Source organism: Methylobacterium sp. 285MFTsu5.1 (assembly GCF_000383455.1).
Classification (GTDB): domain Bacteria; phylum Pseudomonadota; class Alphaproteobacteria; order Rhizobiales; family Beijerinckiaceae; genus Methylobacterium.
On sequence record NZ_KB911297.1, the window covers coordinates 45,453 to 61,261 of the forward strand.

Annotated in this window: 9 protein-coding genes; all 9 read right to left on the reverse strand. The window is 70.0% G+C overall.

What is annotated here, in order from left to right:
• Window positions 1–30: 30 nt before the first annotated feature.
• From H288_RS0127255 to H288_RS0127295, 9 genes are read right to left on the reverse strand one after another with little or no spacing between them, the layout of a single operon-like run.
• Entirely contained in the window at window positions 31–276 is a 246-nt protein-coding gene (locus H288_RS0127255) for an HNH endonuclease (RefSeq protein WP_020095742.1), read from the reverse strand.
• Window positions 273–7,283 carry a PLxRFG domain-containing protein gene (locus H288_RS0127260; protein WP_020665403.1) on the reverse strand — a complete coding sequence of 2,337 codons (7,011 nt, stop codon included), beginning with the start codon at window positions 7,281–7,283 and terminating at the stop codon, window positions 273–275. The genes H288_RS0127255 and H288_RS0127260 overlap by 4 nt, the downstream gene beginning before the upstream one ends.
• Complete coding sequence (locus H288_RS33595; RefSeq protein ID WP_020095743.1) at window positions 7,283–10,528, reverse strand: transglycosylase SLT domain-containing protein; 3,246 nt, start codon at window positions 10,526–10,528, stop codon at window positions 7,283–7,285. The genes H288_RS0127260 and H288_RS33595 overlap by 1 nt, the downstream gene beginning before the upstream one ends.
• A gap of 4 nt (window positions 10,529–10,532) precedes the next feature.
• Complete coding sequence (locus H288_RS0127270) at window positions 10,533–11,681, reverse strand: hypothetical protein (protein WP_020095744.1); 1,149 nt, start codon at window positions 11,679–11,681, stop codon at window positions 10,533–10,535.
• Window positions 11,647–12,150: a hypothetical protein gene (locus tag H288_RS33600; protein ID WP_020095745.1), complete on the reverse strand. Its 504-nt coding sequence runs from the start codon at window positions 12,148–12,150 to the stop codon at window positions 11,647–11,649. Before H288_RS33600 ends, H288_RS0127270 begins: the two co-directional genes overlap by 35 nt.
• A 4-nt stretch (window positions 12,151–12,154) precedes the next feature.
• Window positions 12,155–12,352: a hypothetical protein gene (locus H288_RS0127280; protein WP_020095746.1), complete on the reverse strand. Its 198-nt coding sequence runs from the start codon at window positions 12,350–12,352 to the stop codon at window positions 12,155–12,157.
• Window positions 12,349–12,801 (reverse strand): hypothetical protein, encoded by a 453-nt coding sequence (locus H288_RS0127285; protein ID WP_158684252.1) that lies wholly within the window; start codon window positions 12,799–12,801, stop codon window positions 12,349–12,351. The genes H288_RS0127280 and H288_RS0127285 overlap by 4 nt, the downstream gene beginning before the upstream one ends.
• Complete coding sequence (locus tag H288_RS0127290) at window positions 12,798–14,045, reverse strand: hypothetical protein (RefSeq protein ID WP_020095748.1); 1,248 nt, start codon at window positions 14,043–14,045, stop codon at window positions 12,798–12,800. Before H288_RS0127290 ends, H288_RS0127285 begins: the two co-directional genes overlap by 4 nt.
• Window positions 14,045–15,766 (reverse strand): hypothetical protein, encoded by a 1,722-nt coding sequence (locus tag H288_RS0127295; RefSeq protein ID WP_020095749.1) that lies wholly within the window; start codon window positions 15,764–15,766, stop codon window positions 14,045–14,047. Before H288_RS0127295 ends, H288_RS0127290 begins: the two co-directional genes overlap by 1 nt.
• Window positions 15,767–15,809 lie beyond the last annotated feature (43 nt).

Below are 15,809 nucleotides of genomic sequence, written 5' to 3' on the forward strand. Positions count from 1 at the left end.
ATCGGGTTTCGACCTGATTTGGCAAGGGTCTCAGCGGGTATCGCCCCGGTTGGCGTGTACCGACCGCACCCGCAGGTTGCTCATCTTCGTGCGCGCCCCGCCGTCCCGGATCGGCTTGATGTGGTCGATGTCCTTGCCCTTGATCGCCGCCTTGCCGAGCTTCTTCTCCATCTCGCGCCGCGCCTTGTTGCGCGCCGACCGCTTGGCGATCTGCTCGGGCGTGCCCTGGTAGTCCCGGTAGTGCTGCTTGAGCTGGGCGGGGGTTCGGTTGGTCACTGTGCTGCTCCGGTGGTGGGGCGGTGCCTGTCGAGGGACTTCGGGAAGATCCGCTCCCGCAGCCCGACGGTCTTGTTGTAGTCGCGTATCTTGGCCGTGATGCGGATCCGCTCGCCCGGCGTACTGGCCCGCTGGTAGGCGCGCACCAGATCGTGCCGGGCGTCTTGCTTCGCCCGGTGGTCGGCGATGCTGTCCGCCTTCTCCTGCTGGAGGTTGGCGATCCGCGCCGGCTTGATGCCGAACACGGTCGAGGCCTTCTCGACGGGGCCGAGCGGCTGGCCGTCCGGCCCGTTCTTCCAGGCGCGCCCGATGTCGGCGGCCATCTTGATCGGCATCGCCTTGCCGGCCGCGGCCGCGATGTCGCCCTTGGCCAGGTCCTGAATGCCGCCGGGCACATCGAGCAGCAGGTAGGTGAGCGGCGCGCCGAACAGCTGCAGGCCGGCATAGGCGGCGATGCCCTGGCGGTCGTACTTCTCCGGCTCGCCCATCCCCAGCCACATGTCGGCGAGCGACACGCGGCTCGACAGGTCCACGCCCAGCGCCCGGGAAATTACCCCGCGGGTAACGAGCTCGGACCACGTCTTGCCCAGGCTCTCGTCGGCGGTGCGCCGCAGCTTGCGCTCGATGTCGTCGTAGCCGCCGCCGATCCCGAGCATCGCCGCGCCCATGGCGAAGGCCTTGACGATCTCCAGGCCCGGCAGGGACAGCGCGCCGGCGGCGGCCACCTGCACGGCCGCGAGGTTGCCGAGCTGCTTGAGCGCGACCCAGCGCTCCTCGCGCGAGGTCTCCCGGCCGAACGCCCGGTGCGCCATGTCCCCCCAGAGGTACGTCATCATCTGCGCGTACTTCTTGAACTGGAGCATGGGCCGCAGCAGCGGGTGGTTGAAGAACGGGGCGGCGTTCGTGTTCGAGTAGTCGCCCTGCGTGTTCATCACCGCGTCGAAGGCATACTGGGCGGCCTGGGCCTCGGACTTGCCCCCGTCCCGGGCGAGCCGGTAGGCGGCGACCATCGTGACCGAGCGGTTGATCGCCTCGACCGCGCCGGGCAGCTGCCGAGCGATGCGGTCGGTCTTGGCGATGACGTGGCCGAACCGGCCCTGGCCCTGGGCGATCACGCGCCCGATCTCGAAGCTCGACTGGTCGTCCAGCGCGCCCCGCTCCTGCAGGAGGTCCAGGGCCTTCACCAGCCCCGCACCGTCCTGCTCCTTGAGGAGGTTCCGCCGGATCGAGCCAACGACATCCGACGTGTCGATCCCAGCATCCCGCCAGCCCTTCACCGCCTCCTTGGTGTTGCGCAGGCCCTGGCCGAGCGTCACGTGCGCGCCGGTCGCCCGGTAGGCCCGGGAGATGTGCGCGATCGTCTGCGCGGCCCCGTGGCGGCCGGCGAGCACCGGGTAGGTCACCATCCACGGCTGGGTGGCGTTGATGAGGCTGTGGGCCGGGCTGAACAGCTTGGACAGGTACGAGACCGACAGCAGGTGCTGCATCGCCCGGGACGGCTGCGCCAGGTTCGTCACGTTGCCGTCGACGCGGCGCTGCACCTCGTGGAGGACCTGCTGCCGGGCGGAGGCGCCCTTCTCCAGGTTGTGGTCGGTGGTGTGCTTGCGCATCGCCTGGAGCGCGTCCCGCACCGCCGGCATGTAGGTGAGCTTGCCCAGGTAGCTCGACGCCGACTGTGCGTAGGCCAGGGTGTTGCGGGCGTAGTCCTTCGAGGCGCCCTGCACCATACGACGGGGGAGCGAGCGGTGCTGGATCCGGTTGCCCGACATCATCCGGGTGGCGGCCTGATAGACCATCCCCTCGAGGAGCTTGCGCGTGCCCTCGGCGACGTCGGTGCGCGAGCGGACCGAGTTGATGAGCGAGGACAGCTGTGAGCCGGTGAGGTCCGAGCGGCCGGCGAACTGGTCCTTGTCCAGCACCTCCGACATCTCACGGTACTGCGTGCCCGACTCCCGTCGGAAGGCCTGCGCCTCGCTCGCCGTGTCGAAGAAGTGCGCGCCGCGGTGCTGGACGATTACCCGGTAGGTAACGTCGTGGCTCGGCAGGTTGGTGGCATCGACCTTCGACAGGCGCTCGCCGGTGGTGGGGTCCTTGTAGACCGGCACCACGGACAGGACCTTGAGCGGGGTCTGCTCGGCGAAGGCCTTGGCGGCCCGGCGCACATCCTTCTCCCGGTCGCCCGGCTTGCCGAACTCGACGACACCGGGCTCGATCTCCCGGGCGCCGGCGGGCACCTGCACGTGGTCGCGCGTGATGACGATGTGGTCGCCGTGGCGCATGAGGGGGAAGTACATGCCCTCGTTCTTGCGCAGCTCGCGCGCGGACTTCAGGGCGTTGAAGACGGTGGTGCCGACGGCGTCGCGGTCCTCATCCTCCTTGAGCGTGCCGGCCATGGTCTTGGCCGTCAGATCCTGGCGCCGGGCCGGGTCGAGATCGGCCACGGTGTCGAGCACGTTCTCGGTCACCGCCGCGGCGATCTTGTCCTGCATCTCCCCGTACCAGCGGCTCTCCTCGATCATGTCGGCGCGCACCGACGCCGGCAGGCGCAGGAACCGCTCCTGCAGCCGCTGGAGGCCGGCCTTGGCCTGCCAGCCGCCGACCTTGTCCTTGCCCAGGTGCGCGTTGGCCGCGAGCAGCTCCTTGATCCCGGCCGGGCCGTTGATGAGGTTCACCCCCGCCATGGTCACGTCCATGCGCAGCGTGGCGCTATCATGCGCGACCTGGGGGGACTTGCGGGTCAGCTCGACGAAGCGACGGGAGAAGTCCTCGCCCTTGCGCTGCATGTGCTCGACCATCGGGCCGATGCGCTGGACGTTCTCCACCACCGTGTCGAGGTGCGAGCCGTCGGCGTGCGGGAACAGGTCCCGGTAGCCCTGGCGGATCTGGTCGAGGGTCGACACCTTGAGCGCGAGGCGGCGCGCCTCCGGGGTGGTGGCGGCTACCCGGTCGGTAACCGCGTCGCGCACGCCCTGAGCCTGCAGGAAGGCCGGCCCGAAATCGAGCGCGCGCATGCCCTCCTGGCGCATGTTCACCATGCCCTCGCCGACCCGGATCATCGACTCCAGCATCGTCTCCGCGCCGCGGGGCACACCGAGGAAGCGGCGCACCATGGCGATGAACATGCCCCACAGGGTCGAGGGCCGGCCCATTGAGCCGTCGACGGCCTGGGCCATCTCGGGCGGGGTCGGCACGCGGGTGGCGAGCTGCTGGAGGTCCTTGTTCGAGAACATCTCCGAGACGAACTCGTGGGCGTTCGTGAAGCCGTAGAGCCCGCGATACCGCTCGGGCATCGCCTGCTGCATGTGCTCGCGCATCTGGTCGAGCAGCGTGTGCAGCTCCGGGTTGGCGTCGATCGTGCCCAGGAACGCCGCGTGGGTGGCCTCGTGCAGGAGCAGGTGGTTGCGCGCCGCCTGGGTCGTGGTCGCGTCCTCGCGCAGCAGGATCTGGTGCTGCATCGGGTCGTAGTAGCCGAGCGGCACGTCGGCGAGGTGGCCGTCGCGGATCAGGCGCTTGGTGAGCCGGGCCATGTCGCCCTTGGCCACGATGTGCACCGGCACGCTGCCGACCATCTCGCGCAGGCGCTTGGCGATGAACGGGCTCATCACCCGGTTGATGCCGGTCAAGCCGTCGAAGCCGTTGCTCTTGAGCATGGCGTCGAGGGTGCGGGTCTCCCGGCTCGGCACGGTCTGGCCGTAGGAGGTTACCAACGGCCCCTCGCCGGCATCCTCCTCCAGGCCGGCGAGCAGCTCGGCCTCGATCAGCGCGTGGGCGCGGTCGTCGGAGAGCATGGCGGCCGGGCGGGTCTGCGGCTCCTTCACGAAGTCGCGGAACTCGGCCGCCGACATCTCGGTGACGCCGCCGATCCGCGCCTTGCCCGAGCCGTCGGAGAAGCCCTTCTCGTAGATCGAGCGCGCCGCGGCCTCATCCTTGGCCCCGACCACGGCCTTGTGCTCGTCGAATTGGCCGGTCTTCGGGTCGACCTGATCGACCACGAACACCTTGGGGTCCGCCTTCGTGGTGGCGCCGGGGGCGAGGTAGACGTCGATGGGGTCGCCGTCGGCACCCTTCGAGCCCTTCACGTCCCCGTAATGGGCGGGCATCTTGGTCTCCCAGGGCTTGCCATCCGCGTCCACGCCGCGGCGCACGGAGCCCTTGGGGTTCTCGATCGTGACCTTTAGGCCCGCGACCTCGGCCGTACCCTTGGCGTAGTTGCCGGCGACGGCCTGGGCGGGTGTCGGGTTGCGGTTGACCGCCTTGAGGGCGGCACCCAGGCTCTTACCCGGCGGGGTAACGGACCGGCGCTTCGAGGTCGCGACCGCGAAGGTCCCGGCCTTGTTCATGCCGGCGACCACCGCCTCCTTGACGTCGACCTCGACCTTCGGCCGCTCGCGCGCCTCGACCGGACCGTCATCCTCCAGCGTGCCGTGGTCCTCGCCCTCGTGCGCGATCTCGATGTCGGCGGTGGACGGCGCCTCGGCGGCGTGTTGGCGCGGGCCGGCATCGACGTCGCCCGTGCCCTCCCGGGCGCCGGCGGCCGCCTCCTCGCTCGTCGGGCCGCGTCGGCTCGCCTCGTCTGCCTCCTGCTCGCGCACGGCGCGGGACAGCTTCGTGTCGCCGGCGACCGCGAGGTAGTGGTCGGTGAGGAAGTCGGCCGCCTGCTTGGGCCGGAGCTTGTTCTGCTCCAGCAGCTCGTGGACCTGACGGATCCGGTGCAGCTCGCGCACGTAGGGCGGGGTGGTGCGCTCGACCTTGGCCGGGATCTCGACGCCCGCATCCTTGGCCTGGAACAGGATGGCGCCGAGCCGCTCCTTCAGTGCGCGCTTCGCTGCCGGGTCGGCCTTGGTGACACCCTGCTCCAGCTTCTCGTTCGGCGGCAGGCTCTGGATGGCCTGGCGCGCCTTCTCGTTCTGTTCGGCGCCGGCGGCCGCACGCTCCAGGCGCTCGGCCTGGCGGCGGGTCTGGACGGAGCCCGTGACCGTGTCGTTGACCGCGGTGTCGGCGGACGCGACCGCCTTCTCGGCCTTGGCCGAGCGCGCGACGTGCTGCTCCAGGGCAGCCTTGAGTTCAGCCTGCCGGGCGGCGGCCAGGGCCTCGCCCTTCGCGCCCACGCCCTCGTGGTAGTAGCTCGGTGCGGCCTCGCCGGCCTCGGCGATCGCCTTCTCGGCGCGGCGCTTGAACGGCTTGGCGGTCTTCTCCGCCTCCAGCACGTCGGGGCGCAGCAGCTTCCAGTCGCGGGTGCGGGCGCCGTCCTTGGCGAGCGCGACACCCTTGGCCTTGAGGTTCTCCCGGTCCACCTGCCGGTTCTGGACCTCCCAGGCCTTCTCGGCCTCGACGCTGCGCTCGTCCTGGGACTTGAGCACACGCGGGCCTGTGGGCGCGTCGACCTCACCACCTGTAGGCACGTCGGCAGGCAGGCTCGCGGGTGTGGCGACTTGCGGGGGCGCCGTCGCGACGGCAGGCTCCGGGGTTACCTCGGCGGTAACACCCTCGGACGGTGCGGCGACCGGGGCAGCGACGGGTGTCGGAGCAAGCTCGGCCGGACCACCAACCTGAGATGTTACACTCGTCGGTAGGGTGGGGGGAACTTGCGCCGCCGGGGCGGGTTCGACTGGAGCCTGGGAGCCCTCAAGGGCCTGGGCCGCCGGCTGCACAGTTAGTGGATCCGCAGCCGGCGGCGTAGCCCCGACCGGCTCCTGGGTGACCGGCGAAGGGGACAAACCGGAAACAGCGAGCCCCTCTGAGGGGTTCCTGTCGGGATTACCCTGACTCTGGTCGGCTGTCACGATCGCGGCGGCTTCGGCCGGGGCGACGCCGTCGACCTTGGTGACAGCCGAACGCTTCTTGGACACGCGCTTGGCCCGCGCGGTCAGATCCGCCACCGGCTCGCCGCCGAGCGTGGGCACGGCCGGGGCGCCGGTGGCGTCCAGGGCGGCGGGATCGGGAGCGACCTGGGCCGCATCCACCGGTGCCGCCGCGGTGATTGCCGCCGCCTCGGCCGGTCCGGCGCTGTCCTGATCCACGTGGGTGACGCGGCCGCCGGCCCGGTTACCGACGCCGGTAGCTCCGCCCACCGCACCGCCCATGATGCCGCCGACGAGCGCACCCTCGGCGACCTGATCGGCCGCGTGGCGCCAGTCGAACGACTGCTGGGCCCCGCCCTCCATCATGGCGCCCTGGGTGAGCGCCTCCTGGGTAGCGTTCTGGAAGGCCTCGGTGCCGGCCTCCTCGAGGGCGCCGTGCTTGGCCCCGGCCCAGACACCGTGCGAGGCGACGCCGGCGGCCCGGTTCGCCACCGCCGCGCCGGCGCCGAGCTGCTCGGAGGCCGCGCCGATCGCGCCCATGATGACGGGCTTGTATCCGGCGACCTCGGAGATGAGGGCGTGCTTGGCGTCGGCCTCGGACATGCCCATGCCGCGCAGGCCGCGGTAGATCTCGCTGTCCTTCTGGAGCTGGTCGTCCTTGGCACCCTGGATGCCGTCGACGATGCCGTTGTAGACGTCGCCGCCCATCTGCGCGCCCGACACGGCACCCGACGCCGCCATGCCGGCGGCCGCACCGGCGGCCCCGCGCACCGCACCCGCCACGATGCCGCCCGGCAGGAGCGACGCGATGGTGCCCGGCAGGGAGGAGGCGATCTTGAGGCCGATGGCCGACGAGCGATCGGTGTCGCCGTCCCACAGGTTCGGGCCATCGCCGCCCGGGAGCACGCCGGCCTGGATCGACCGCTGCGCACCGGGCGTCATCGCCTCGATCTGGCCCTTGGCGGCGTCCTGGCCCCACTGCCGGACCGCGCCGGCATTGGTCAGCGACGGGTCGGCACCGAGCTGCTCCTGGGCGTATTCGGCCATGCCGCCGATCGACCCCACGAAGCCGGCGGCGCCGGAGGCCAGCGCCCGGCCGTAGTCGCCCCAGGTGGCCTCCTTCTTGGACGCCTCCTGGCGCTCCATGGGCTCGGCGTGGCGGGGGTCGTGATCCAGCAGGTCGAGGAGGTTGTACTGCTCGGGCATCACCGCTCCTCGATGGCCTGGCCGCGGTAGGACTTGCGCGCCTCGCGCACCCCCTCCTCGCCGCGGTCCTTCAGGGCCTGGGCCTCGTCTTCGTCGCTCATCCAGTCGCGGTAATCCGCGCCCAGGTTCTTCCGGCGGTCGGCGCGCTGGGCCGCCCGGCGCTGCCCGTCGTCCTCGTGCAGGCGGATCGCCGTGCGGGCGGCACCGGCCGAGTCCTCGGCGGCCATGCGCTCGCGCGCCGGGCTCGGGCGCTGCATCGGGTTGGCGGCCGACTTCATGGGCTGCTGCGGCTGGCGCCGCCCGACGATACCGGCGAGCGCCAGCAGGCCGGACCGGCCCAGGAACACCGGCGGGGCCGAGCCGAACTGGACCTTACCGTCCTGGGTAACCGTGAACTGGCCGCCGGCGGCGAGCGCCTCGTTGGCGACGTTGATCGCCTCGTCGGGCATCATGCCGTTGGCGCCGGCGATCTGCTCGGCCACGTGGCGCATGGCGAACCGGTCCTGGCCGGTCATCTCCTTGGGCAGCGTCTCGTCGACCGCCTTCTGGACCTCGAGGTCGGCCTCCTTGCCGTAGCGGCGCCGGAACTCGACGTCGGCCCGGGTCAGGTCGAACTTCTGCACCGCGCCGGGCTTCACCAGCCCATCGCGCATCATGTCGTTGCGCCCCTGCCGGACCTCGGCGTCGAGCTGCGCGTCGTCCTTCTGCTCCTTGGTCGCGCCACGCGGCGGCGAGCCGTAAATCGGGCTGTCGGGTACGGCCTGGCGCGAGCCGGCGCCCTGGCGTGCCCCGCCGGCGCCGAGCCGGCCGCCGCGGAGCTGGTTGCCGAACCTCGCCCGGCCCGGGTCGGCCTCGGACCATTTCAGCGCGGCGTCGCGCGCCTCCTGCACCTTGGCCTTGGCCGCCTCGATCGCCGCGGTGTTCTGCACGTCGTTCGGGTCGAGGGCGTCGAGCTCGTGCTGGGCCGCGTCCATCTGGTTGGCGTAGGCCGAGAACTCCTGCTCGTCCTGGGCGGCCTTCTCCTTGCCCATGGCCGCGCTCTCGGCCTTGGCCTCGGTGAGCTTGCGCTTCTGCTCGTTCGACCACTCGCGCCGGGCCCGGCCCTTCCCGCGGGCGTCCATCGCCGCGTAGGCCTGCCGCTGCTGCGGGTTGAGCGAGCCCAGGAACTCGTCGCTCTCCGGGGTCGCCGCGTCGTCGAAGTCGTTGCGCGCCGCCTCCTGCGCCTCGGCCTTGGCCTGCTTGTCCGCGTACATGCGCTCGCGCAGCTGCTGGGACTGCGACGGCGCCTTGGGCAGCACGCGGGTCAGCTCACCCATCTGCTGCAGCCAGACCGAGCCGTTCGACATGCCGGTGGCGAGGTGCATCATCTCGTCGAGGTTGGCCCGGCCCTCGCTGGTCAGGTTGCCGTCGGTGTCGACCACCGCGTAGCTCACCCCGCCGCGGTCCACGCTCTGCACCTGCAGAGCACTACCGTCGGGGAGCTGGTTGTGGGCCTCGGTGATCGCCTGGGCCGCACCGCGGACGTTGCCGTGGCGCAGGGCCTCCTGGGCCATCTGGCCGGCCATCATCGAGTGCGAGCGGGCGTAGAGCACCATCGAGGCGGCGTATTTCAGCGCCTTCTCCGGCTCGCCCTTCTTCAGGTAGTAGTCGTAGCCGGCGTTGAGGCGCGCCACCGCGCGGGCGGCGTCGTTCATCTCGCCGCGCGGGTCGACCGTGCGGTCCACCTCCGCGACCTCCGCCGGCGTGGCGGCATTCCGGGTCAGCTGGCGCAGGGAGCCGGTGGTCTGAGGGACCTCGCCGGGGAGCGCCGCCCGGTTCACGCCCAACATCTCGCTGATGTAGTCGAGCGCGCCCTTGGAGGCCTGGGCGGTCAGCTCCCGGTTCTGGTGGAGCGCGGTCGCGCGCGGCTGGGCGCCGTCGGGGGCGTCATCGCCGGGCTGCATGCCCTCGCCGGGCAGCGCCGCGCCGCTGTCGGGGCGGTTACCGGGCTGGGTAACGGGCGCGCCGGCCTGTCGGCGTGTAGGCGCGGAGGCATGTGGGCGCGCGGGTGCGGGGGCCTGCAGGTCCTCGGCCGACGGACGGGCCGGCGGCGCCGGGGCGGCGACGGTATCGGCGCTGCGGGCACGCTGCGTTCCGTCCGGCCCCTCGGCGTGGACGGCGACCGGGGCCTGGGTGTCCACCTCGGGGATCGCCATGCGGGCCGGGGTGACCTCGTTGGCCTCGTCGTCCGACGGCACCGTCTCGGCGGACACGGTCGAACCCTGGGGCGCGACCTCGGGCACCTGCCGGGACATCCACGGCGCGTCGGCCGGCCGGCGCATGCGGGCGCGCACGTCCGGGCCCTGCGTCTGCACCTCCTCGATCTCGTCGGGGCCACGCACCCGGCCGCCATCGGCCGCCATCTGGGTGGGCATCTCGCCGGTCTCGGGCGCGCTATCATCGTCCGCGGGCAGCGCCTGGGCGACCTTGTTCTTCCGGTACTTGCCCGTGAGCGTCTTGACCGCCTGTCCGGCCGTCCAGCCCGGGTTCACGCCGTTGACCCGGAGGGCGTGGGCCGCCTTGTTGACGTCGCCCTTGTAGGCGCGCGCCAGGGCCTGGGCGGCGTTGGCGTTCGGATCGCGCAGCAGGGCCGTGGCGCCGGCGGCTCCCTGGTTGTGGCCGAGATACATCTCCTCGTCCGACACGGGCCGGCCGATCGCGGCCTCGATCTGGTCGCGGTTCTCGGCAGCGAGCTTGGCGGCGGCGGCCGACGACTGGCGCCAGTCGCGCGGGTTCTGGAGGCCCATGCGCTGGGCCGTGCCGCGGGTGAACTGGTACGGGCCGTCGGCGCCGGTAGACGACACGGCGTTCGGGTTGGCCTGGCTCTCCACCATGGCGGTGGTCTTCATGTAGCTGGGCGAGATCCCGTACTGGGTGCCGGCCTGGGCGGCGAATGCCGGGATCGAGCGGTCGGCCTTCTCCTGCAGGGAGGCGTTGCGCACCGTGCCGTCGCCACCGTCGTCGACCGCCTGACGCATCCGCGCCGAGCCGGTGCCGGCCCCGTAGCCGCGCGAGCCCGGCTGCGCGGTGGACGCGGCGCCGGGGTAGCCGCCGACCGCACCCTCGGCGGTGTCAGCCGCGGCGCGGATGTTGGCCCGGTCCTCGTCTTCCTCGCGGGCGCGACGCTCCGCCAGGCTCTCCTTCATCGTGTCGTGCGTGACCTTGAACGCACCGATGAAGTCCCTGATTTCCTGAGAGAACGACACCCGGTTACCCCATCGGTAAGGCTGTGCGGATGGCCGGGGCCTCCGCGGGAATGGCGGCGGTGCGCGGCCGGGCGTTGCCGGGGCTCTGCTCCTGCTTGCGCGTCGAGGCGATGAGCTTCTGGAAGAACTCCTCGCCCTTGAACGACACCACGTCGCGCGGCACGACGAACTCGCCGGCGTTGAGCCGGGCCGGCACGTCGTCGGTGATGGCACCCTGCGACGGCGAGGCCTCGGCCGGCACCGGCGTCCCGCCCATCATGTCGTCCTCGGGCAGCGCGGTTCGGCCGGGGACGGGGCCGCCCTCCTCAAAGGCGAAGGCGCGGCCGAGCAGGCTCGAGCCCGAGAGCGGGGAGGTGGCCAGCCCGGTGGCCATGCCCAGCACGGAGCCGAGGCCGGAGGAGGCCTGGTTGTTCACCTGGGTGCGGGAGATGTTGTTACGGTCCGCGCCCAGCATCGTGCTGCTCTCGGCGGACAGGGACTGGTTGCCGAGCCCCTGGTACTGGACGTTGGTGCCCATCGTGGACGCGCCCGACGCGGTCGTGGCGAGCGTCGAGTTGACCGCCTGATTGCCGGCGTTCTGCGAGGTGCCGTAGGCCTGGGCGACCTGGCTCGGGTAGCCCTTGCCGACGTTGATCGCGTCCGCGCGCAGCTGCCGCGCCGTAGCGTCATCCTGCAGGTAGGACTGGTTGCCGGCAGAGGCACGCGCGGCCGCCTCCTGGGTGCGCGTCTCCAGATCGAGGGCGGCGTAGCGGGTCTGCGACGGGTCGATCCCGTAGCTCTCCAGATTGGCCATCGCGTTGTCGCGGGCCTGCTGGAACTGCTGGGACACATTGGCCATGGCACGGCCGGCGTTGAGGTCCCTGCGCGCGTCGCTGTCGTAGCTCTTGGCGTCCTTGACCAGATCGTCTTCGAGCGGCTGGAAGGTGCTGGTGTAGCGGGCCCGGTCCTCCTGGGCCGCCTGATCGTTGGCAGTCTGCTGGGTGAGGGCGGCATCGACGACGCGCTGCGACGTCGCGCGGTTCATCGCGTCCTGCTGCTTGGCCCATTCGAGCTGCTGCTGGCCGAGCTGGAACTGCTGCTGGGCGGCCTGCTGCTGGGCCGCGATCAGGCCTGAATAATCAGGGGGCGGGGGCGCCTTGCTCTTGCCACCCATCGTGTTCGACCTCGGACCGGTTCGAGATCAGTCCACGGGGGCGGATATGGATCCACCGACACTCGTCCCGGTGCATGGACACCACGACGAGATCCCCGCAAGAAAAGACCCCAGGAATGCGCGCGACTTCCTTAAATCCTAACTTGCGGTTCACTTCAAGTGCCCGTGCATTGCTGGCTTGAACCTGCCCAAATACTCGTTTCACCGAAAGTTGTACGAATGGATAGTGAAACGAAGCCCATATCAGGTCACGGTTGGCCCAATCCCGGACGAACCCTGCCGTGTGAATGGCGATGCTCGTTCCCGGCACGTGGGCGGTGTAGACCATGCCGCCGAGCAGCTCGTCGTCCCGGACCCGGGCGATCACCTGGTCGCCGTCCGGGTTGAAGATCGCGCCGGCCCGCCGGGCGACCGCGCGCCCGTGCTCCAGATCGTTGATGACGATCCGGTCCCTGACCACGAAGCTCATCGGATCACGCCTTGTCGGTTACCGGCGGGGTAACCCCGGGTTTCGGGTGGGCGGCCTTCACCGCCTCGCACTTGGCGACGTAGGCCTTGAGCTGAGTGTCGTCCCCGGCGGCCTGCTTGACCAGCGCGTCGGCCAGCTCGGTGAGCGGCGGGTAGGCGGCGGCGCGGGCGACCGCGTACGGGGTCTGGTGGACGATCTTCATGCCGTGGCGTCCAGAACGAACTGCTGGGTGAGGAAGCCGACCGATGTCACCTCGACGATGTACCGGCCGGGGCTCGGGAAGGAGAGCTCAGCCGTGCCGTCGTCGCAGTCATAGTGCCCGGCCGGGTCGTGCAGCAGAGCCGGACCGCGCGGCGTGTCGACCGCCATCCCGATCTGCAGGTGGCATGGTACGGGGAGGTCGCGCAGCACCATCCCGTCGAGCGTGGCCGGACAAGGGTCCTTGTCACGCAATGCCTTGGTGGGCAGATCGACCCAGTGCTTATCGAGCGACCCGCTGCCGGTGATGACCGGCTCCCCGTTGGCAATCCATGTCAGGACCTGGGCCTGGGCGACATGGTAGACGCCCACGATCTCGCCCGTGGTCGGATCGTACCGGCACGCGTCGACGGCGCCGAGCATCATCGTCGGGCCTGGCAAAGTCTCTGTCACCGAAGCAGCTCCATGACGACGATAGTGACGGGGGCTGCGAGCGATCCGTCGATGTACGCGCTGAACGTGTGGATGCCCGCCGCAAGCCCGATGGTGCGCGCTATGGGGGTCGGCAGGACGGCGACTGACACGTTGTCGTTGTTGCCCGACGCTTCATAGGCGACCGCCACGGACCCGATCACGGTCCCATCGATCGATAGGTACAACCGTCCCGGCGTGACTGATCCGATACCAAAGCGCGAGGCCGATCCGTCGTACACCGCCAGTATGTAATAGGAACCACCACGGCAATTCATGGCTACCGCGGTTCCACTATTAGCGCCTGACGACGCGACTTGTGTAACGGCGTTTCCGGCGATCTGGCCGGTGTTGATTGTTCCGGTTACGACAAGATTACCGTTGATCTGTACGTTACCGTTGAAGGTAAACCCGTTCTGGTAATAATCGAATACGGGGATGGTGCCGAGGCCGGGCTTATATAGCCTAAATTTGTCGGCGAAAAACGTGATACTTCCACCGCTGCCGTCGACCGTGGCCTGCATGCCGGTCTGCTGGCCGGTCGCCGCGATGTTCCAGCTGTAGGACGCGGAAACTCCCTCGATGCCGGCAGAGGCGACGAGGCTGATCGCACCGGAGGCGGTGCCCTGGTTGGCTGTGGCTTCGACGTTGGTGAGGTGCTGAGCGAGCGCGTTGTCACCGTCCACCCGAGCCTGATCGAAATCCCGGACGTAGGCGTTCGTCGTGTCGAGGTTGGCACGAAGTGTCGACAAGGAGGAGGCGAGCGCGCTGTCGCCATCGGCACGGGCTTGATCGACCTGCTGCACCCGGGCGTTCGTGTCACCCAGCTCGGCTTCCAGGGTCACGGCGCGACGGGCGAGCGCCTCGTCGCCGGTGACGCGCGCGGTGTCGACTTCGGTGATGCGCGCCTCGGCGGCGTCCATATCGGCTTCGAGGGTCAGCGTCCGCTGAGCGAGCGCCTCGCCCTGCGACGTGTTGACCTCGTAGACCTCCCGGATCGTAGCGGAGAGATTGCCGGTCTGAGACCGCAGCTCCAGAACCGCCTGGTTCATCGAGGCGAGCTTGGGCGTGCGCTGCCCGGTCAACAGCTCGACCGACTCCTTGAGCCGCTGCAGGGTCAGCAGCATCGAGGCCGGATCGGTCGTCGGCGACGGGATCGCCGGGTACTGTGTCGGCAGGTTGACGTTGGCGTTGACGTGGCCAGTCAGGTCGGGGAGCGTGGGCATCAGATCCCCTTGAGGTCGGCAACACTCGCCGCGAGCTGGATCTCGTGGACCTTCGCGTAGCCCTGCACCTCCACCTGCCAGATCGTGGCCTTGAACCCGGTGGGCAGCCTGAGCATCTGGGCATTCCGGCCGCCGACCGGCTGGTCATAGATGAGCCGCCGGTCGGCCCAGACCCTGAATTGAAGCTGGGGCGCCGTCGTGCCGTCCGCGTCGAAGAACAACATCGCGCAGGGCAAGTTCAGCGGCCGCTTGACCTGCAGCTCCTTGGACCGCCACGTGATCTGCATGTGCGCCGTGTCGGCCGGCAGCCACTCGTAGAGGCTCGTGCCGGAAATGAGCCAGGACTTGCCCGAAAAATTGTCCATGCCGACGTGGTAGTCGGGGTAACCGTCCATGTCGGTGACCCCCGTCTGCGACTGCGGCAGCGGGTTGGTGATCTGGTAGGTGGTGGTCACCGGGGCCATGAAGCCCAGGGGCTGGCCGGACATCGTCCGCATGGCGCAGTAGTGGCCGTACTGTAGCGTCGCCTCGATGGTCTGCGGCTGGTAGTTCGTCTGCCAGATCTCGCGACCGATGAACGAGTCCGCGATCGGGTTGATGCCGGAGGACCCGACCACGACAAGCCCGTCGGTGCTCGCGAAGAACACACCGTCCGGGGTGCTGACAATGGAGTGCCGAGACAGGCACGGCAGGGCCATGTCGCTCGAGTTGAGCGTCATGTAGGCGGGCTGGGTGCCCGAGACCACGGCCGGAAACCCGGTGGTCAGGACCACGCAGGAGTTGCCGAATACGCCGAGCCCCACGATAGGGTGCTGCACGGTCAGAGCGTAGTCCACCGGCCAAGCGTGCGGCTTGTAGGCCTCGCTGAAATACAGCGTGTTGCCCTTGAAGCCGACCATGATCCCGCCAGCCATCATGGCGATACCGTCCATGGCCGGCGGCGGCGTGGAGTCGTTCGAGCCGAGCGTGGGGTTGCCCGACACGAGGGCGTCGCTCAAGCGGTCGGTGTAGAGCGTCGTGCCGACCTGCAGGGTGACGACGCGGTAGAACTCGGAGTTGCCGCCGCTGCCCGTGACCGTCCGGTAAATGCGGATCGACACCACATTGGGCTGGGTGCCGTTGTTGACCGGCTGGCCGATGCCGGCGACCTGCCAATCCTGGTCGTTATACCCGGTGGCCTCGAACGGGTCGCTTGGCTGTCCCTCCTCGCCGTAGACGTTGACGAAGGTGGTGACATAGCTGCGCACCGTCTGCATGCCGGTGGGCTTGCCGGATCCTGGGTCGATGCCTCCGGTGCCGGTGATCGGCGACACGATGGGGGCTGACGCCGGGCGCGGCACGCCGAGCGCTTGGCCGGCCCAGTTGCCATTGATGATGTCGGCCTTGGAGGCGAACCTCAGCCCCGTGGACGGCGAGCACCAGTAGTACCGCTCATACTGGTCGTTCACGATGGGAGTGCGAAGCACGTCCGTGTCGCCGTCGGTGAACTGCCACCAATACGAGCTCGCCGGCGACAGGTCGTTGAGCGATCCGGTGGGTATGCGGAAGACGCGCTTCGTGCCTGCGTTGACGGCCTGGATCAGACGCGGTGCGCGGATCGCCTCGATGGCACCGGTGACCGGGTTCATGTTGCGCGCGACCGTCGCCGCGTTGTCCGGCAGGCGCCGGACGTCGCGGATCGGGAACATCGCGGCGAAGTCGCTGAACTTGAACCCGGCCACCGGGACCTCGGGTGCTAGAGGGGCTCGTCGTTACCCGGCGGGG

Coding starts and splice junctions, on each gene's coding strand:
- H288_RS0127260 (WP_020665403.1), bottom strand. CDS start 7,283: ATGCCCGAGCAGTACAACCTCCTCGACCTGCTGGATCACGACCCCCGC.
- H288_RS33600 (WP_020095745.1), bottom strand. CDS start 12,150: ATGAGCTTCGTGGTCAGGGACCGGATCGTCATCAACGATCTGGAGCAC.
- H288_RS0127270 (WP_020095744.1), bottom strand. CDS start 11,681: ATGGGTGGCAAGAGCAAGGCGCCCCCGCCCCCTGATTATTCAGGCCTG.
- H288_RS0127280 (WP_020095746.1), bottom strand. CDS start 12,352: ATGAAGATCGTCCACCAGACCCCGTACGCGGTCGCCCGCGCCGCCGCC.
- H288_RS0127290 (WP_020095748.1), bottom strand. CDS start 14,045: ATGCCCACGCTCCCCGACCTGACTGGCCACGTCAACGCCAACGTCAAC.